Here is a 19,893-nt window from a genome sequence, read left to right on the forward strand (position 1 = left end):
TTTAATTATCAAGGATCTTTGCTGTTCCGACTCGGATCAGCTCGTTTATTTTACCACAGAGCTTTTCGTTTGTCAAGAACTTTTTTGATTTTTTTTGAAGTTTTTTTAACTTCTTCGCTGTTCTTTCAATCAGCAACTCGTTTATTTTATCAAACTCATTCGCTTTTGTCAAGAACTTTTTTAATTTATTTTTTGGATTAGTTTTTTCAAACCTATCACCAACTCTGCTATCTTATCAGATGTGAAACTGTTTGTCAAGAACTTTTTCCACAAAAAATATCATTTTGTTTTTGGCTTTTAAACGGAGAAGGAGGGATTTGAACCCTCGCGCCGGTTACCCGACCTACACCCTTAGCAGGGGCGCCTCTTCAGCCACTTGAGTACTTCTCCAAATGCCTAAATATAAAATGATATGTGCAGTCACTCATTCGTGACGCATGGTTTATTATACAAAAACCTTACGTTCTTGTCAACCCGTTTTTTCGAATTTTTTGTTTTTTTCTTACTATTATAGAAAATATGCCTTACAGAACCCAAATCAGCCCCCAGAATAGCAGAAAAGAGCGCATATCACGCTCTTTTCTGAAACCGCTACGCGGTTACGACGGCTTCAATTCTCTTCTTTACCATCTCGGCAATCTCTGTTGTCTTCATTCCCTGGTATTCCTCGTATGGGATCGGGTCGAGAAAATGGACTTCTACCGTTACGGGACGGACGGTATTGGAGTCAAACGGAACAAAACAGTTTTTTAACGCAACCGGCACGATCGGGCATTTTGCTTTTACTGCGATCTTGAAGCTGCCGCTTTTAAACTCCAGCAGCTGGTTTCCCTTTCTGCTCCTCGTTCCTTCCGGAAACAGAATGACGTTTTTGCCTTCTTTTACGGCATCGGCCGCCTCATTGATAACCTGCATTGACTGCCGCAGATTCTCCCGGTCCATAAACAGCGCGTGGATGCACGCAAAGACCTGTTTTAAAAACGGAATATGCTCTACCTCTTTTTTGGCAACAACTGTAAAGGTACGCGAGCACGCTCCTGCGATCGCCAGCACATCGTACAGTCCCTGGTGATTCGGATACATCACAAAACCGTCCTGCTCCGGAAGATTTTCTGCTCCATAGGATTCCACAATGACGTTTCCGCCTTTGTTCGCCCGCTGTACAATAAAGCGCAGCATTTTAAAGTGCTCTTCCAGACTGTACTTGTCCGGATGCGCTGCATGGTAACAGAGCCGGCACCACATCCACGGAACCAGAAGCAGATTCCGCAGCACCATCAGTAAAATTCGTTTCATATTTTTCTCCCCTTCCCCAAACGAGAAAAACGTGCCTGAGCTTTTTTCTCTCAGACACGTTTTGCGACGCTGTATTATTCCTTCGTTTCCTCAGAAGCACTTTCGGTCTCTTCCACCGAAACCGGAGTCTCCTCGGATGCCTCTTTGTCTCTTACCTTTGCAATGCTGGCAACCTTGATTTCACCGTCCACATCCATCAGCTTGACACCGGACGTGATACGTCCCATAACAGAAATGCCGGAGCATGGTGTACGGATAATGATTCCCTCTGTGGTAATCATCATAATCTCATTATCCTCATTGACTGCCTTGGAACCGATCAGGTTTCCGGTCTTTTCGGTAATCTTATAGCATTTGACACCCTTGCCGCCGCGGAGCTGTACGGTAAACTCTGCCATCGGCGTCCGTTTGCCCATGCCGTTTTCGGATACGACAAGGAGATAGTCTCCCTGCGTGCAGATCTGCATGCCGACTACTTCATCGCCGTCCAGAAGGTTGATGCCGCGTACACCCATGGAAACACGGCCTGTCGTACGCACATCGTTTTCCTTGAAGCGGATACACTGGCCGAATTTCGTTACCAGAATAATCTCTTTCTCGTTATCAGTTGTCTTAACTTCAATCAGTTCATCATCATCGCGGAGCGCAATGGCAGCAAGACCCGTTTTTCTGACGTTCTCGTATTCTTCGAGCGGCGTCTTCTTCACCAGTCCCTTTTTCGTTGCCATAAACAGATAATGGCCCTTCTCATATTTGCGCATTGGAATAACAGCGGTAATCTTCTCTCCCGGCTGCAGCTGGAGAAGGTTGACAATCGCCGTTCCTCTTGCGGTTCTGGACGCCTCCGGAATCTCGTATGCTTTCAGACGGTAGACTCTTCCCGTATTCGTAAAGAACATGAGGTAATGATGGGTCGTCGTCATCAGAAGCTCCTCGATGTAGTCGTCCTCGATGGTCTGCATGCCCTTGATTCCCTTGCCGCCACGGTTCTGGCTGCGGAAGTTGTCAACGGTCATACGTTTGATATAGCCCAGTTTCGTCATGGTGATGACGGTATTCTCGCGCGGAATCAGATCCTCCATGGAGAGATCGTACTCATCAAAGCCGATGGAAGTTCTTCTGTCATCGCCGTATTTTTCGGATACGGTCAGAATCTCCCTGCGGATAACGCCAAGAAGCACCTTGCGGTCTGCGAGGATGGCTTTTAACTGCTCGATGCGCGCCATCAGCTCTTTGTACTCGTTCTCGAGCTTCTCCCGTTCCAGACCGGTCAGAGCGCGCAGACGCATGTCTACGATTGCCTGGGCCTGGGCATCACTCAGATCGAAGCGTTCCATCAGGTTCTTCTTTGCCTCTGCCGCATTCGCGGATGCACGGATGATATGGATCACTTCGTCAATATGGTCAAGCGCTTTTAAGAGTCCTTCCAGAATATGGCTTCTCTCCTGCGCTTTGTTCAGGTCGTATTTCGTTCTTCTCGTCACAACCTCTTCCTGGTGCTGCAGATAATACGTCAGCATCTCCAGAAGGTTCATGACTTTCGGCTGATTGTTTACCAGTGCAAGCATGATCACACCAAAGGTATCCTGCATCTGGGTATGTTTGTACAGCTGGTTTAAGATGACGTTTGCATTGGCGTCGCGGCGCAGTTCGATACAGATGCGCATACCCTCACGGTTGGAGTGGTCCGCAATGCCGGTGATGCCGTCGATCTTTTTATCTCTTACCAGCGCGGCGATGTTCTCGATCAGGCGCGCCTTGTTTACCATGTACGGGATCTCGGTTACGATGATCTCGCTCTTTCCGTTCGGCAGTGTCTCGATGTTTGATACCGCACGAACACGGATTTTACCACGGCCGGTACGGTAGGCCTCGTCGATGCCGCGGGTGCCGAGGATTTCTGCTCCGGTCGGGAAGTCAGGGCCTTTTACAATGCCGAGAATCTCCTCGAGATCTGTCGTACGGTCCTCCTCGATGATATTATCAATAATTTTTACAATGGCACTTACCACCTCGCGCAGATTGTGCGGCGGGATGTTCGTTGCCATACCGACTGCGATACCGGAAGTACCGTTTACCAGAAGGTTCGGGTAGCGGGCCGGCATAACAACAGGCTCTTTTTCGGTTTCATCAAAGTTCGGGGCGAAGTCTACGGTGTCTTTGTTGATATCCGCCAGCATCTCCATCGAGATTTTGCTTAAACGTGCCTCGGTGTATCGCATAGCCGCAGCGCCGTCGCCGTCGACGGAACCGAAGTTTCCATGGCCGTCCACCATCGGATAACGGGTTGCCCAGTCCTGTGCCATGTTGACGAGTGCTCCGTAGATAGAGCTGTCGCCGTGCGGGTGATATTTACCCATCGTATCACCGACGATACGCGCGCACTTACGGTGCGGCTTATCCGGCGTATTGTTCAGTTCACTCATGGAGTACAGAATACGTCTCTGTACCGGCTTTAAGCCATCGCGGACGTCTGGAAGTGCACGGGATGCAATTACGCTCATCGCGTAGTTGATGTAGGATTCCTCCATCGTGTCTTTCAGATCGACCTCGTGAATTTTATCAAAAACATTATCTTCCATCTTTTCCTCCACTTCAGTTCACAGGACTTTTAGATATCCAGGTTGTTTGCGTATTTTGCTCTCTCTTCGATAAAGTCACGGCGCGGTTCTACCTTGTCACCCATGAGTGTATTGAAGGTCAGGTCAATTTCAGAAGAATACTCTTCGTCGAACACAACGCGGCGCAGAACACGGCGTTCCGGATCCATGGTGGTCTCCCAGAGCTGCTCCGCATCCATCTCTCCCAGTCCTTTGTAACGCTGGATCTTATTGTCTCCACGTCCAATCTCATTGAGGATCTGATTCATCTGATCGTCGTCGTATGCGTACCATACTTTTTTGTTTTTCTCAATCTTGAACAGCGGCGGCTGTGCCAGGTAAACGTGGCCCTGTTTGATCAGCTCCGGCATGAAGCGGTACAGGAACGTCAGCATCAGTGTGTCGATGTGCGCGCCGTCGACATCGGCATCGGTCATGATGATGATCTTGTCGTAGCGCAGTTTGGTGATATCGAAATCGTCGTGGATTCCGGTTCCGAATGCCGTAATCATCGCTTTGATCTCGGCATTGGCATAAATTTTATCGAGACGTGCTTTCTCTACATTCAGGATTTTTCCACGCAGAGGCAGGATCGCCTGCGTTGCACGGCTTCTCGCGGATTTTGCGGAACCGCCCGCGGAATCTCCCTCGACCAGGAAGATCTCACAGTTTTTCGGATCCTTGTCGGTGCAGTCTGCCAGTTTTCCAGGCAGGGACATGCCATCCAGTGCGGATTTTCTTCTCGTCAGGTCACGCGCTTTTCTTGCGGCCTCTCTGGCACGCTGGGAAAGCAGGGATTTTTCGATAATCGTCTTTGCAACAGCCGGGTTCTGCTCCAGGAACAGTTCGAGCTGTGTGCTCACGATATTATCGACAGCTCCTCTCGCCTCGCTGTTTCCGAGTTTCTGCTTCGTCTGGCCCTCGAACTGCGGCTCCTCGATTTTGATGCTGACAATCGCCGTCATACCCTCGCGGATGTCTTCTCCGGTCAGGTTCGGCTCGCTGTCTTTTAACAGTTTATTTGCTCTTGCATATTCATTAAAGGTTTTCGTCAGCGCATTCCGGAAGCCCACGATATGGGTACCGCCCTCCGGTGTCGTAATGTTGTTGACAAAACCATACGTATTTTCCTGATAGGAATCGTTGTGCTGCATTGCAACCTCAACAAGAACGCCGTCTCTTTCTCCCTCGCAGTAGATGATGTCCGGGTAGAGCGCCGTTTTGCTCTTGTTCAGGTAGCTGACAAACTCTTTGATACCGCCCTCGTAGTGGAATGCTTTTTCCACTACCGGATCCGTGCGCAGATCGCGCAGAACAATGCGCAGTCCCTTGGTCAGAAATGCGGTCTCGCGGAGTCTTGTTTTTAAAACGTCGTAATCATAAACCGTCTCCTCGAACATCGTGTCATCCGGCAGGAAACGGACCTCGGTACCTGTTTTTTCGATCGGACAGGTATCGATGACCTCCAGCTTATTCATGGTTTTTCCGCGCTCATACCGCTGGAAATAAACCTTTCCATCGTGATAAACGCGCACCTCAAGCCAGTTGGACAGCGCATTTACAACGGATGCACCAACGCCGTGCAGACCGCCGGATACCTTGTACCCTCCGCCGCCGAACTTTCCGCCTGCGTGCAGCACCGTAAAGACAACCTCAACGGCCGGAAGGCCCGACTTATGATTGATGCCGACCGGAATACCACGGCCGTCGTCGATGACGGTGATGGAGTTGTCCGGGTTAATCGTAACGTCAATATTTTTGCAGTATCCTGCCAGTGCCTCGTCTACCGAGTTGTCGACAATCTCATAGACCAGATGGTGAAGTCCCCGTGCGGAGGTACTGCCGATATACATACCTGGGCGCTTCCGTACGGCTTCCAGACCCTCCAGAATCTGAATCTGGTCTGCACCATACTCTGTCTTTTCCATGTTCTCTGTACTCATTTAGATTCCTCCTGTTTCTTTGTGAAACACAGATCCCTCGACCACCTGGAATACGCTGTTTGCCTCAAAATGATTTTCGACAAACTCGTCCAGTCCGGTACAGGTAATCAGTGTCTGTATGCTGTGAATGCTCTGCAGAAGATAATTCTGCCGGCTGCCGTCCAGCTCCGACAAAACATCATCCAGCAGTAAAACCGGTGTATCGTGAATTTCCTCCTCGACCAGACGGATCTCCGCCAATTTCAGCGAAAGCGCCGCCGTCCTCTGCTGCCCCTGGGAACCGTATTTACGGATATCAATGTCGTTGACCCGCACACAGAAATCGTCCCGGTGCGGCCCGGTGTAGGACTGTCCGAAACGCAGATCACGCTCTCTTCCGGCTTTTAACTCTTCGGAAAACGCTTCCTCGGACACATTCGGTTCATAGGTAATCAGAATCTGCTCCTTTCCTCCGGTCAGATTCTGATGGATCTCGGATAAAATATCATTCAGGCGGCTGATAAATTTTTTCCGCTCGGAAATAATGCTTGTTCCATAGCGGACCATCTGCTCATCCCAGATCTCGAGCGTATCCGCCATTCTGCCGGAAAACGAAATCTCTTTAAGCAGCTTGTTTCTCTGCGCCACCACTTTATTATAATTGGCAAGCTCGATCATGTATAGTCTTGACAATTGACAAATTTCGCTATCCAGGAAACGCCGGCGCTCCGCAGGACCGTTTTTGATGATATTCAGATCCTCCGGAGAGAAAAACACAATATTTACAATGCCAAAAAGTTCCGACGCTTTGCGGATCGGAACTCCATCAATGGCGATTCCCTTGGATTTATTTTTTTTTAGATGCATATCGATTTTATGCGTGCTGCCGTTCCGCTCCACCATCATCCGGATATGGGCTTCCTCCCGGTCAAACTGGATGATTTCGCGGTCCTTGCTGCCACGGTGCGATTTTGTCGTACCCGCGAGATATAAAGCCTCGAGAATATTCGTCTTTCCCTGGGCATTGTCGCCGTAGAGAATATTCGTTCCGGGGCTGATATTTATGCATAAACTCTCATAATTCCGATAGTTCTTCAGTTCTAAAGATTTGATATACATGAGCACTCGTCCGTGAAAAATCAGCTTAAGTTTTTAAGCCTTATTTTTTAATTTGTATCTCATTTCCATTGTAGCAGACAACATCTCCGTCATAGAGCTTGCGGCCGCGGCGGGTATCTACTTCACCGTTTACGGTCACTTCGCCGTCCTTGATGACGAGCTTTGCTTCCACGCCGTCTTCTACCAGAGCCGCAGCTTTTAATGCCTGGCCCAGTTTGATGTAATCTTCACGCAGCGTAATAATTTCCATTTTTTCCTCCTGCACTGCCGTGCCTTTTCCTCACGTAAGTTCGCAGTTTTCAACCTGTGTGGCTGTAAAACCGCTGAAAGTTCTTTCAGAAAAGGTTCCGGCAGATTTCAAACTTATGTGACTTATCTCACGGAATTGAAGTTTACCGGCAGAATCAGGTAGATATAGCTCTCTTCTTCGTTCCGGATAAAACATGGAGCCTTCGGGTTGACCAGATAAATCGAAATCTCCTCGTCGTCAATAACACGAAGTGCATCGATCAGGAATTTCGGGTTAAAACCGATCATAATATCCTTGCCTTCTTTGTTGATATCGATCTCTTCTTTCATGGAACCCATCGCGGAGTTGATCTGCAGTTCCATCGCTCCATCCTGGATGTCGATGATGATCGGTTTTTTGTCGCCTTCTTTGACAAGAAGCGTCGCACGGTCGATACAGCTTAAGAATTCTTTTTTGTTGATCGTCACTTTTGTCTCGTAATCACTCGAAAGCATCTGGTCGATGCGGAAATATTCACCGTCGATCAGTCTGGAAACGACCGTTGTATCATCGAACTTGAACATAATGTGGTTTTCCGAGAAGTAAATATCAATCTGATCATCCATCTCACCGGACAGAATTTTGCTGATTTCGTTCAGGGTTTTTCCCGGAACAACGACTTTTCGGTCCGGATACGAATCTTTCAGCTCAATTCTGCGGATCGCAATACGGTGTCCGTCCAGAGATACGACGCGAAGTGTGTTATCTTTGATTTCAAAAAGCTCACCGGTCATCAGTTTGTTGTTCTCATTGGCTGCAATGGAGAAAATGGTCTGACGGATCAGTTCTTTTAAGGTGAACTGGGAAATGGAAACACAATCGGAAGTTTCGAGAATCGGCAGATAGGAAAAATCTTCTCCTGACTGTCCCGGAATGTTGAATTTTGCTTTTTCACATGTAATCGTGGTTACCAGATTTTCATCTGTTTCTATTGTAACCTGATTATCCGGAAGTTTTCTTACAATCTCAGAAAAAATCTTTGCATCCAGAGCAACAATACCGCGTTCCAGAATCATACCTGTGACGATGGTTTCGATTCCGAGTTCCATATCGTTGGAGGTAAATTTGATCACGTTGGAAGATGCATCAATCAGAATGCATTCCAGAATCGGCATGGTTGTTTTACCGGAGACAGCTTTCATAGCGATACCAACGCTTTTTACAAGGTCTGCTTTGTCAAACACTAATTTCATAATTGTGGATAACTCTCCTTTCCTCACTGCTTGGTGAGTCTGCTTATAAAGAAAAAATATAGTAAAAATCCGTAGTCTTAGTCGTAGAGGCTGTGGATATGTGGAAAACCCCGTCAAGAATGCGGAAATACTGGAAAAATCGATCTGTATAACTCTGTGAATAATCGAACGTGAACCTGTGTATGAAATGTTGATAACTTCAGGCCCCAAATTTGTCCACAATTCATCCACAGGCTTTCCACATCGGTTTGTGTATAAATAAGGGCCTGTCAACCGATGAGTTTCTTCTTATATAAATGTAAATCGGTTTTAATCGTTTTGACAGAGTTACAAAGGCTCCGCCTATTTCGACGGGTTGATCTTCTTCTTTAAGATGTCTACCGTGTTGCGGACACTGTCTTTAGCACTCATTTCCTTTTCGATCTTCTCAATGCCGTGCATGACAGTGGTATGATCGCGGTCGCCCATCATTTTTCCGATTCCGGTCAGCGGGGCATCGAGCATTTCGCGGCACAGATACATTGCGATCTGGCGCGGGAATACGATTTTGCTGCTCCGCTTGCTGCCGACAATGTCGGACGGCGTAATATCGAAGTGATCTGCAACGGTGTCGATGATAAATTCCGGCGTGATCACCTTCTTCTCGTTCGGGGAGATGATGTCGCGCAGCACCTGCTCTGCAAGATCAATGTTGATTTCACGTTTTTCAAGGTTTGCGTATGCAATGATTTTGTTGAGAGCGCCTTCCAACTCACGGATGTTCGATTTAATATTGGAAGCGATGTATTCGATCACATCGTCGCTGACGGAATAGCCGTCTAATTCCTGTTTCTTTCGGAGAATGGCGATTCGCGTCTCATAATCCGGGCTCTGGATGTCGGCAAGGAGTCCCCATTCGAAACGGGAACGGATGCGGTCTTCCAGGATATCCATGTCTTTCGGGGGACGATCCGAAGAAAGGATGATCTGTTTGTTGGCGCCGTGCAGCGTATTGAAGGTATGGAAAAACTCTTCCTGCGTGGATTCCTTTCCTATAATAAACTGCACATCATCGATGAGAAGTACGTCGATATTGCGGTATTTCTCACGGAATTTGGTCATTGCGGTGTTGTTGCTGTTTCGGATAGCCTCGATGACTTCATTGGTAAATTCTTCACTCGTTACGTAGAGAATCCGCGAAGACGGGTTCTTCTGAAGAATAAAATGTGCGATCGAGTGCATCAGATGGGTTTTGCCCAGTCCAACACCACCGTATAAAAACAGCGGATTGTAGATTTCTCCCGGGGATTCGGCCACGGCGAGAGAAGCTGCATGGGCAAATTTGTTATTGCTGCCGACCACGAAGGTATCAAAGGTATACTTTGGATTCAGGTTCGGCACATAGAGATTTTTCTGGACGGGAGCAGGCGCTTTTTCCTGTTTCACTTCTTCCGGAAGAATAAAGCGGATCTCATAGTTGACACCTGTGATTTCCGCGATTGCCACTTTAATAGGAAGAGTATATTTTTTGCTCACGTAATCGAGACCCATTTTTTCGGATGGAACCAGGATTGTGATCAGATTGTCCTCAACCGAATGGATCGTAAGTGGTTCAATCCATGTAGTAAAGGAGATCTCAGATAATTCGTGCTCGTCCCGCACTCTCTGCAGTATTTCTTTCCATTTATCTTGTACGATTTCCATGCTTTTTCTGTCGCTCCGCTTCTATAATCATTGCTTTTTGGGGATAACTTCTGTCTGGAAAACGAAATTTCCCCCGAATAGTCGCATTTTTACTTCTATATGATATAATAAAATGCCGTTTTATTCAACCCAAAAATGTGGATAATTATTTTTTTATCCACAGAATGTGTAAAAAATTTTCCTGTTGATGAAATGGAGGATAGTTTGTGGATAACAGGGAATCTTATGTTGATAAAATTGTGGATAGAGGGCTGGAAAAACCGAAATGTGTAAAGTCTGGAAAACTTATATACACATTATACATGGCGTAAATACTGGAAAAATTGGAAATGCCCACAGGTTGTACACAGCAAAACCGAAAGTTATCCACAAGGTTATCCACAGATTGTGGATAATGTTGATTACGGTTACAAGATATCGTGTGGAAAGCACAAAAATCGAACTGGTATTTGTACGCGTGCGGCGGACAGTGTGGATAAGTTGTGGATAAACCGAAAATCAGCACACGGAAGGCACGGGCAGCGGCAGACCGGAAAACCGCGTCAGAGCGGCATTTTTTCCGAAAAAAACTGCGAAAATTATTGATTTTAGGGTTGACGAAATGGGGGTTTATGAATATAATTGAAATGATGTTTTCTGTCATACATGTAGTGAAATACTGCCTTGCAGGCAGTTATTGATTAGAATTTAAAGGAGGTGCCTTATCTTATGAAAATGACATTTCAGCCGAAAAAAAGATCCAGAGCTAAAGTTCACGGATTCAGAGCAAGAATGAGCACAAAAGGTGGAAGAAAAGTTTTAGCTGCAAGAAGATTAAAAGGAAGAAAAAAATTATCAGCATAAAACCAAAGGCCGCATAAAATTTATGTGGTCTTTTCTTCTATCTAAAGCTATTCAATGAAAAGAAAATTTAGACAAATCATGAAGGAAAGAATGGATTCATGAAATATTCGGAAAGCCTGAAAAAAAACAGAGATTTTCAGCTGGTTTATAAGCAGGGAACATCGTTTGCAAACCGATTTCTGGTCATGTATGTGAAGAAAAATCAGCTGGGACGGAACCGGATTGGAATTTCAGTAAGTAAAAAGGTGGGAAACAGCGTTGTGCGCCACCATCTGGCGAGACTGATCCGGGAGAGTTATCGTCTGCATGAAGAGGAATTTCAGTGTGGAATGGATGTAGTTGTGATCGCAAGAGTTAATGCAAAAAACTGTACGTATTTCGAGATAGAGGGAGCACTTTTGCATCTGGGAAAACTACATCATATATTAAAGGAAACAGAAAAATGAAGACGGTATTGATAAAAGGTATCCGGTTTTATCAGAAGTACCTGTCTCCTCTGAAGAGGGTGCACTGCCCTTATACGCCGACCTGCTCGCAGTACGGGCTGGAAGCGATTCAGAAATATGGTGCTTTCAAAGGAAGTCTGCTGGCATTATGGAGAATACTGAGATGTAACCCGTTTTCACACGGAGGTTACGACCCTGTGCCGTAGATAAATAAGGAGGAAAAGACGTTTTGGATATCGTACTGAGTAAGTCAACGTGGCCGATTATCGGGTGGGTATGCCAGATCCTCGGCTGGCTGATCAATGGAATTTATTTTTGCCTGGAAAAAATTGGAATTCCGAACATCGGTATTGCGATTATTCTGTATACGATTATCATTTATCTCGTTCTGACGCCGCTTCAGATCAAGCAGCAGAAGATGTCGAAGATGATGAGCGTAATGCAGCCGGATCTGCAGAGAATTGAAAAGAAATATCAGAACAAAAAAGACCAGGCTTCTCAGATGAAAAAATCTGAAGAAACCATGGCAGTTTATCAGAAATACGGTGTCTCCCCGACAGGAAGCTGCAGTACACTGCTGGTTCAGATGCCGATTCTGCTTGCGCTGTACCAGGTTATCTATCATATTCCGGGATATATCGGAAGTGTCCGCAATGTATTCCAGGGACTGACAACACAGATGATGGGTGTATCAGGATATTCTGACATCCTGACACAGTTTATCACAGATAACCGTGTTACCATGTACAGTAAAGTAAGTGAAACATTAACCGAAAATAACCTTCTGGACATGTTTTATGTGCTGAAACCGTCCCAGTGGACGAAGCTGGCCGATATCAGCGAGTTCTCCGGTATTGCGGATACCATTACAAAAACCGCCGCGGAGTCCAAGCATATCAACATGTTCCTTGGATTTAATATCACACAGTCTCCGATGGATGTCATCCGCGAGGGTATGGCAAACGGATCTGCTCTTCTGATTGTAGGAGCAATTCTGGTGCCGGTTCTGGCATGGTTTACCCAGTGGCTGAATTACAAGCTGATGCCGCAGGCACCATCTTCCAACAACGGAAATAAGACAGCAAACTCCATGGAAAATTCTATGAAGACCATGAACACGGTAATGCCTGTTTTCTCCGCATTTATGTGTTTATCGTTCTCCATCGGTATTGGTATTTACTGGATTGCAGGTGCGCTTGTTCGAAGCGTACAGCAGATTGTGATCAACCGTCATATGTCTTCCATTGACATGGATGAGGTGATCCGCAAAAACCAAGAAAAAGCTGCAAAGAAGAGAGAAAAAGCCGGCCTTCCGCCGCAGAAAATCACACAGGCTGCAACGCAGAGTGTGCGTAATATTCAGGTACAGGAGAACGAAGAGCCGTCTGCTGAGGAAAAAGAGGCAGCAAGAAAAGCTTCGACTGAGTATTACAACAGTAATCAGGAATACCGCGCCGGAAGCATCGCTGCGAAAGCAAACATGGTAAAACAGTTTGATGAAAAGAACAGCAAAAAGAAAAAATAGGGGGTAAATCTTTATGGAGTTTATCGAAGTATCCGCAAAAACCGTGGACGACGCTATTACAAAAGCCTGCATTGAGCTTCAGGCTGCCAGCGATAAACTGGAGATCCAGGTCATCAGCGAAGGCAGTTCCGGATTCTTTGGAATCGGAAGTAAACCGGCTGTGATCCGTGCCGCTGTAAAAGCCGCACCGGAAAAAGAACCGGAAGCACCCCAGAAACCAGAGAAAAAAGAGGCAGCTCCTGCACCGGTAAAGGAAGCGCCGAAAAAAGAAGCTGTAAAGAAAGAAACGGAAAGAAAATCTGCTCCGCGTCAGGCAGAAACTGCAAGACGCTCCGAGCCAAGAGAAGAGCGTGAAGTAGTTCAGAGAACAGACGAGGAAATCGCCCAGATCAAGGCAACGGCACTTGAGTTCTTAAGCGGTGTATTCAAAGCCATGGAGCTCCCGGTTGAGATCCAGATGGAGTACAATGCCGAGAACGGTTCTCTTGAAGTTGATTTTGCCGGTGAGGATATGGGCATCCTGATCGGCAAAAGAGGACAGACGCTGGATTCCCTTCAGTATCTGACCAGCCTTGTAGTCAATAAAGAGCAGAAGGATTACGTTCGTGTCAAACTTGATACGGAAAATTACCGCAAGCGCAGAAAAGAAACACTGGAAAACCTGGCAAGAAACATCGCTTACAAAGTGAAAAAGACCAGAAGACCGGTTTCCTTAGAGCCGATGAATCCTTACGAGAGAAGAATCATCCACTCTGCACTGCAGGGAAATAAATTTGTGGAGACCTACAGCGAGGGCAGCGAGCCATATCGCCACGTTGTTGTAGCGCCGAAACGATAAGAAAGCGTAAAAAATATGCAAAAAGACGGTACCTGTGTAAAATACGGGGTACCGTCTTTTCTGGTTTTCTGCTAAAATGGAACTATTCAGAGCCATGCGAAAGGAAAGAAAAGATGTGGATCTGAATACTGGGATCCCCCAAAAGAGAGGTTTTAGAAAGGACTGGAAACAATGGCAGGATTTCATTTGGATGATACAATTGCCGCAGTGTCCACAGCGATGGCGCCGGCGGGAATTGGTATTGTAAGAATCAGCGGAAACGATGCATTCGAAGTGGCGGATCGCGTATTCCGTGCAAAAAAAGAAGGAAAAAAGCTTTCTGCGGTCAAATCCCATACGATTCATTATGGATGGATTACCGAAGGGGAGGAAGTGATTGATGAGGTCCTTGTCATGGTGATGAAAGGGCCGAAAACATATACGGGCGAGAATACCGTCGAGATCGACTGTCACGGCGGGGTGCTGGCGGTGAAAAAAGTGCTCGAGGCAGTCTTAAATGCCGGTGCGCGGGCGGCAGATCCGGGTGAGTTTACGAAACGGGCGTTTCTGAATGGAAGAATGGATCTGACGCAGGCCGAGGCGGTTATGGATGTCATCTCGGCAAAGAGTGCGTATGCCTTAAAAAGCTCCGAGAGCCAGCTGCGCGGAACGGTGAAAAAGGCGATCCGGGCAATTCGCGAGAAGCTGATTTATGAGATCGCGTTTATCGAGTCGGCGCTTGATGACCCGGAGCACATCAGTCTGGACGGATACCCGGAGCGGCTGGCCGTGGTTGTTGCGGAGCAGAAAAAGCAGGTTGAAAAGCTCCTGGCATCTGCGGATGAGGGTAAGATGATCCAGGAGGGCATCAAGACAGTTATTCTTGGAAAGCCGAATGCCGGAAAATCGTCGCTTTTGAATCTGCTGGCCGGAGAGGAAAAGGCGATTGTAACGGATATCGCCGGAACGACGCGCGATGTGCTCGAGGAAAATCTGGTGCTGAAGGGTATTTCCCTTCGGATTCTCGATACGGCGGGTATCCGCAAGACGGCGGACACGGTCGAGAAAATCGGCGTGGACCGTGCGCTCGAACACGCAAAAGATGCGGATCTGATCCTCTACGTGGTGGATGCGTCGGTGCCGCTCGATGAGAATGATGCGAAAATTATGGAGATCCTGAAAGGGCGCAAGGCGATTGTGCTGCTGAATAAATCAGATCTGACCGCGGTGATCGAAAAAGAGGAGATGGAGCAGAAGACAGGTGCTCCGGTCATCAGCATTTCGGCGCGGGAAGAGACGGGCATGGAAGAGCTGGAAGAGCAGATGAAAAAGATGTTCTTCCAAGGTGAAATTTCGTTCAACGATGAGGTTTACATCACGAATGCGCGCCATAAACAGGCGCTTCTGGAAGCAAAAAAGAGTCTGGAGCTGACGGCAGGCAGCATCGAAATGGGTATGCCGGAGGACTTCTTCTCGATTGACCTAATGAATGCGTATGAGGAACTTGGCTCGATCATCGGTGAAGCGGTAGGAGAGGACCTTGTGAATGAGATTTTCAGCAAGTTCTGTACAGGCAAATAATCACGAAACAGTTCGTAGAGTTTAGATAGAAAAGGACAGGAAAAATGGCAGTTTTAGAAGAAACAATTGATATTGCCGTCATCGGTGCGGGCCATGCGGGATGCGAGGCAGCACTTGCGGCAGCGCGGATGGGGCTGGAAACGGTTGTATTTACGGTAAGTGTCGACAGCATCGCGATGATGCCGTGCAATCCGAACATCGGAGGAACCTCGAAGGGACACCTCGTAAAAGAGATCGACGCGCTCGGCGGCGAGATGGGTAAAAATATTGATAAGACGTTTATTCAGTCGAAAATGCTGAATAAATCAAAGGGACCGGCGGTGCATTCGCTGCGTGCGCAGGCAGACAAGCGGGCGTACAGCCAGTCGATGCGCGAGGTTCTCGAAAACACCGATCATCTGACGATCCGCCAGATGGAGATTGCGGAGCTGATCGTGGAAGACGGCGTTCTGACGGGCGTAAAAGCCGTTTCCGGTGCAATTTACCACTGCAAGGCTGCAGTGCTCTGTACCGGTGTTTACCTGAATGCGCGGTGCATTTACGGTGATGTGAGCACGTATACGGGACCGAACGGTCTGCAGGCGGCAACGCATCTGACGGATTCCCTGAAAGCAAACGGCGTGGAGATGGTGCGCTTTAAGACCGGAACACCGGCGCGTATCGACAAGCGGAGCATCGACTTCTCCAAGATGGAAGAGCAGTTCGGCGATGAGCGGGTTGTGCCGTTCTCGTTCTCGACCGATCCGGAGAGTGTACAGATCGATCAGGAATCCTGCTGGCTGACGTATACGAACGAGGAGACGCACAAAATCATCCGCGAAAATCTCAGCCGGTCGCCGCTTTATTCCGGCATGATCGAGGGAACTGGTCCGCGGTACTGTCCTTCGATTGAGGATAAAGTCGTAAAATTTGCCGATAAAAACCGCCACCAGGTGTTCCTGGAGCCAGAGGGAAGATACACGAATGAGATGTACGTCGGCGGCATGTCGAGTTCACTGCCGGAGGATGTGCAGATTGCGATGTATCACACCGTGCCGGGTCTGGAGCATGCAAAAATTGTGCGGAATGCGTATGCGATCGAGTATGACTGTATCAATCCGAGACAGCTTCTGCCGTCCCTGGAGTTCAAGGCGATCAAAAATCTGTTTTCCGGCGGCCAGTTTAACGGCAGTTCAGGATACGAGGAAGCTGCGGCACAGGGCCTGATCGCGGGCATCAATGCGGCGCTCCGCGTGCAGGGAAAAGAGGAGCTGGTGCTCGACCGTTCCGAGTCGTACATCGGTGTTCTGATCGATGACCTCGTAACGAAAGAGAACCACGAGCCGTACCGAATGATGACGAGCCGCGCGGAATATCGTCTGCTGCTCCGCCAGGACAATGCGGATCTGCGTCTGCGCAAATACGGATACCGCGTGGGACTGATCAGCGAGGAGCAGTATGCGGCACTGAAACGGAAAGAACAGCAGATCCAGGAAGAGATTGAGCGTGTGGAGAACACGTATGTGGGAACGAGCTCGAATGTCAATGAACTGCTGGCAGAATATGGTTCGACGCTGCTTTCCGGCGGAAGCTCACTTGCAGAGCTGATCCGCCGGCCGGAGCTGAACTATAAAATGCTGGCAGAAGTAGATCCGAAACGACCAAAGCTGCCGGAGGATGTGCAGGAGCAGGTCAACATCAACATCAAGTATGACGGCTACATCAAGCGCCAGATGAAGCAGGTGGAGCAGTTCAAGAAGATGGAAGAGAAGAAAATCCCGGAGAACATCAATTACGACGAGATCCAGAGCCTGCGCATCGAGGCGAAACAGAAGCTGAACCTGTACCGCCCGATCAACATCGGCCAGGCGTCACGTATTTCGGGCGTTTCCCCGGCGGATATTTCGGTTCTGCTGGTGTATCTGGGACATAAATAAAAGACGGAGAAAAGTATGAAAGAATATAATCTTGAGGGATTTGAGCGCGGCCTTGCGGAGCTTGGCATCGCGCTCTCCGAGGAGCAGAAAACGCAGTTTCTGCAGTATTATGCGCTGCTGGTGGAGTGGAATTCGTTTATGAATCTGACGGCGATTACCGAGTTCGATCAGGTTATCACGAAACATTTCCTCGACAGCCTGTCGCTGGTGAAGGTCTGTGATGTGGCACAGGCGGGACGCATTCTCGATGTGGGAACGGGAGCCGGTTTTCCGGGAATCCCGCTGAAAATTGCGTTTCCGGAGGTGGAAGTCGTGCTGCTGGATTCGCTGAATAAGAGGGTGAAATTCCTGAATGAAGTGATCGGACAGCTTGGACTTTCCAAAATTACGGCCATTCATGGAAGAGCCGAGGATTTCGCACGCCAGAAGGAGTACCGGGAGCAGTTTGATCTCGTGGTATCGCGCGCGGTGGCGAATTTGAGTTCGCTTTCGGAGTATTGTCTGCCATATGTGAAGGTCGGAGGACGGTTTGTCTCATATAAATCGGGCAAATTGAATGAGGAGCTTGTCGCAGCTCAAAAAGCGATTCATGTGCTTGGCGGCGAGGCAAAAGAGCCGGTTTATTTCCAGCTTACGGGAACGGAGGACGAGAGATCGTTTGTCTGTATCGAGAAGGGGAAGGCAACGCCGAAGAAGTATCCGAGAAAAGCGGGAACACCGGCGAAGGAGCCGATTCAGTAAAGAATAATATATTTTGAAAACTGAGCGTCGCATTCTTGTTATTTCAATGATGAGTTAGACGCGCAAAATTTTGAATAAAAAGCAAGGCAGCATACCACAGAGAAATTTGTGGCATGCTGCCTTGCTTTTTGGTTGGGAGAATAATGGTCAGATAAGCGAACATAATAGATTATCATACAAAAAATATGTGTTCCCAGAGATGCTTTATTATAATGTGTTTGAAAAGAGAAGTTAATGAAATTTTGTGATCACAAGATTCACGTCGAGCATGTAAAATTTTCTGTGATGCAAAATTTTATAAAGAAGGGAACACGCTATGAATATTTATGGTTACATACGAGTAAGTAGCCGAGATCAAAATGAAGATCGGCAGTTATTATCGTTGAAACGAATTGGTGTTTTGGAAAAGAATATTTATCTGGATAAGCAGTCGGGCAGAGATTTTAACCGTCCGCAATATCGTAAAATGATACGAAAATTAAAGAAAGATGATTTGCTGTATATAAAAAGTATTGATCGACTGGGAAGAAATTATGAGGAAATTTTGGAACAATGGCGTGTGCTGACAAAAGAAAAAGGTGTTGATATTGTTGTCCTTGATATGCCATTGCTCGATACTCGAAGGGGAAAAGATCTGATGGGAACCTTTTTGAGCGATATTGTTTTACAGGTGTTGTCTTTTGTGGCAGAAAGTGAAAGCAAAAATATTCGTCAACGGCAGGCAGAAGGAATTGCAGCTGCAAAAGCAAAAGGAGTGAAATTTGGCAGACCGTCGCGGTCGGTACCGGATAATTTTGATGAAGTTCATAGGGAATGGAGAGAAAAAAAGATAACGTTAAAGGAAGCTGCGAAAGCATGTGACATGCCGGTTGGGACGTTTTATGGGAAGATAAGAAAAATGGAAGATGAAAAGCAAATGACAGGAGAGCAGAATTTGTAAATGTGTACTTTTGCAAATTCTGAAAATTCAAGTTACTTTGTTGTATTATACAATATTAGGAAGAAAAAAACAATGTGTTTTAGTGAAAATATATAAAGAAATAGAATGTATTTTCTGATCTGCAAAAGTACACTTTCTGAAAACGGGGGATTAGGTAGGGGGGATGAAAAAGAAAAAATCGAAATCCAAAACCAAAGATATAGAAGCAGGAGGAATGTGTTATGACACGAAAAAAACAGATGTATTTGTTTTTAATGGTCTTAAGCATGATGATGCTAATTGGATGTGGTAAGTCAACATCGGGAACCAAAGAAGTTACAGATGGCAGCATTGTGGTTCAAGTTCCAGAGGGCAGTACTGTAGAGAGTTTATTTGATTTTACATCTACAGAGAATATCAGCTTAAGTGGTGCAGCAAGTGGAATAATTCATGTGGGAAATTTGGCAAACGGCAACTCAGTAGTATGGAAATCAGATTCAGTTTTTCTGTATCTGCAAGGAAAAGCCCAAGATGTAAGTGTGATATATTACTCGAACAGGCTTGATGATGATCCGATTCCCTATAGCGAATTTAAAGAATAATTTATGGTTCATGTTTGAAAAGAAGGAGAAAAATTAAATGACATATATACGTATCGGTGGCAGCAGTTTTTCTGATGAAGATATTTTTGCGTTTGTTATAGTTGTTTTAGTGATAGGAATCGCTTCCTGGATTGGATACTTTATTTTGAAATCAAAGGACAATTCCAAGCCACTGGAAAAATCGAAAGTAAAAATTCTTGAGAAACCAGTACAAAAAGGAAACATTGAATGGTATGTGGTTGAATTTGAAAATGGAGAGCGTAAAAAGCTTAGAAGTTTTCATGCAGACACCATATTTATTGCAGTAGGAGATGAAGGCATCCTAGAATATCGGGGAATTACAATTCAATCGTTTCGGCCATTAACAGCAAAAAAATAGATAAAAAAATAAATTAAGAGAG

General features: G+C 46.7%; 18 protein-coding genes and 1 tRNA gene. 11 read left to right on the forward strand and 8 right to left on the reverse strand.

All coding sequences use genetic code 11. The features are described from left to right. Nucleotides 1-302: 302 nt before the first annotated feature. From DWX00_RS18210 to dnaA, 8 genes are all read right to left on the reverse strand, one after another. Nucleotides 303-390 (reverse strand) — tRNA-Ser (locus DWX00_RS18210). A gap of 201 nt (nt 391-591) precedes the next feature. Beyond that, nucleotides 592-1,296, reverse strand: a complete 705-nt coding sequence (locus DWX00_RS18215; protein ID WP_117762034.1) for a lysophospholipid acyltransferase family protein — start codon at nt 1,294-1,296, stop codon at nt 592-594. 74 nt (nt 1,297-1,370) lie between these two features. Next, a complete protein-coding gene (gyrA, locus tag DWX00_RS18220) occupies nt 1,371-3,878 on the reverse strand; it encodes a DNA gyrase subunit A (RefSeq protein WP_118595954.1) in 2,508 nt (835 codons plus the stop codon). A gap of 29 nt (nt 3,879-3,907) precedes the next feature. Beyond that, a complete protein-coding gene (gene gyrB, locus DWX00_RS18225) occupies nt 3,908-5,839 on the reverse strand; it encodes a DNA topoisomerase (ATP-hydrolyzing) subunit B (protein ID WP_055221593.1) in 1,932 nt (643 codons plus the stop codon). Then, a complete protein-coding gene (gene recF, locus DWX00_RS18230; protein WP_022462276.1) occupies nt 5,840-6,937 on the reverse strand; it encodes a DNA replication/repair protein RecF in 1,098 nt (365 codons plus the stop codon). A 40-nt stretch (nt 6,938-6,977) separates the two neighbouring features. Further along, the gene (locus DWX00_RS18235) at nt 6,978-7,187 is read right to left on the reverse strand and encodes an RNA-binding S4 domain-containing protein (RefSeq protein WP_022462275.1); all 210 of its coding nucleotides are present in this window, start codon (nt 7,185-7,187) and stop codon (nt 6,978-6,980) included. A gap of 122 nt (nt 7,188-7,309) precedes the next feature. Beyond that, nucleotides 7,310-8,419, reverse strand: a complete 1,110-nt coding sequence (gene dnaN, locus DWX00_RS18240; RefSeq protein WP_022462274.1) for a DNA polymerase III subunit beta — start codon at nt 8,417-8,419, stop codon at nt 7,310-7,312. 342 nt (nt 8,420-8,761) lie between these two features. Further along, entirely contained in the window at nt 8,762-10,102 is a 1,341-nt protein-coding gene (gene dnaA, locus DWX00_RS18245) for a chromosomal replication initiator protein DnaA (RefSeq protein ID WP_022462273.1), read from the reverse strand. A gap of 708 nt (nt 10,103-10,810) precedes the next feature. On the opposite strand from dnaA, the gene rpmH reads away from it, so the two are divergent. The 11 genes from rpmH (at nt 10,811) to DWX00_RS18300 (ending at nt 19,871) form a co-directional block, all read left to right on the forward strand. Next, nucleotides 10,811-10,945 carry a 50S ribosomal protein L34 gene (gene rpmH / locus DWX00_RS18250; protein WP_005952426.1) on the forward strand — a complete coding sequence of 45 codons (135 nt, stop codon included), beginning with the start codon at nt 10,811-10,813 and terminating at the stop codon, nt 10,943-10,945. Nucleotides 10,946-11,043: 98 nt separating this feature from the next. Further along, nucleotides 11,044-11,391: a ribonuclease P protein component gene (rnpA, locus tag DWX00_RS18255; RefSeq protein WP_022462272.1), complete on the forward strand. Its 348-nt coding sequence runs from the start codon at nt 11,044-11,046 to the stop codon at nt 11,389-11,391. Further along, nucleotides 11,388-11,597 (forward strand): membrane protein insertion efficiency factor YidD, encoded by a 210-nt coding sequence (gene yidD, locus DWX00_RS18260; protein ID WP_022462271.1) that lies wholly within the window; start codon nt 11,388-11,390, stop codon nt 11,595-11,597. The genes rnpA and yidD overlap by 4 nt, the downstream gene beginning before the upstream one ends. Before the next feature lie 23 nt (nt 11,598-11,620). Next, nucleotides 11,621-12,916, forward strand: coding sequence for a YidC/Oxa1 family membrane protein insertase (gene yidC / locus DWX00_RS18265; protein ID WP_117510648.1), 1,296 nt, complete (start codon nt 11,621-11,623; stop codon nt 12,914-12,916). Nucleotides 12,917-12,929: 13 nt separating this feature from the next. Continuing rightward, on the forward strand, nt 12,930-13,754 hold the full coding sequence (jag, locus tag DWX00_RS18270) for an RNA-binding cell elongation regulator Jag/EloR (RefSeq protein WP_022462269.1): 825 nt from the start codon (nt 12,930-12,932) through the stop codon (nt 13,752-13,754). 171 nt (nt 13,755-13,925) lie between these two features. Next, the gene (mnmE, locus tag DWX00_RS18275) at nt 13,926-15,314 is read left to right on the forward strand and encodes a tRNA uridine-5-carboxymethylaminomethyl(34) synthesis GTPase MnmE (RefSeq protein WP_055225963.1); all 1,389 of its coding nucleotides are present in this window, start codon (nt 13,926-13,928) and stop codon (nt 15,312-15,314) included. A gap of 44 nt (nt 15,315-15,358) precedes the next feature. Beyond that, nucleotides 15,359-17,230 (forward strand): tRNA uridine-5-carboxymethylaminomethyl(34) synthesis enzyme MnmG, encoded by a 1,872-nt coding sequence (gene mnmG, locus DWX00_RS18280; protein ID WP_118595955.1) that lies wholly within the window; start codon nt 15,359-15,361, stop codon nt 17,228-17,230. A gap of 15 nt (nt 17,231-17,245) precedes the next feature. After that, a complete protein-coding gene (rsmG, locus tag DWX00_RS18285) occupies nt 17,246-17,971 on the forward strand; it encodes a 16S rRNA (guanine(527)-N(7))-methyltransferase RsmG (protein ID WP_118595956.1) in 726 nt (241 codons plus the stop codon). A 316-nt stretch (nt 17,972-18,287) separates the two neighbouring features. Continuing rightward, the gene (locus DWX00_RS18290) at nt 18,288-18,911 is read left to right on the forward strand and encodes a recombinase family protein (protein WP_117805249.1); all 624 of its coding nucleotides are present in this window, start codon (nt 18,288-18,290) and stop codon (nt 18,909-18,911) included. Between the two features lie 221 nt (nt 18,912-19,132). Continuing rightward, nucleotides 19,133-19,492: a hypothetical protein gene (locus DWX00_RS18295; RefSeq protein ID WP_117805248.1), complete on the forward strand. Its 360-nt coding sequence runs from the start codon at nt 19,133-19,135 to the stop codon at nt 19,490-19,492. Between the two features lie 37 nt (nt 19,493-19,529). Then, nucleotides 19,530-19,871 carry a hypothetical protein gene (locus tag DWX00_RS18300; protein WP_118595957.1) on the forward strand — a complete coding sequence of 114 codons (342 nt, stop codon included), beginning with the start codon at nt 19,530-19,532 and terminating at the stop codon, nt 19,869-19,871. Nucleotides 19,872-19,893 lie beyond the last annotated feature (22 nt).

It is taken from the genome of Blautia sp. AF17-9LB (assembly GCF_003479185.1).
Classification (GTDB): Bacteria; Bacillota; Clostridia; order Lachnospirales; family Lachnospiraceae; genus Fusicatenibacter; species Fusicatenibacter saccharivorans.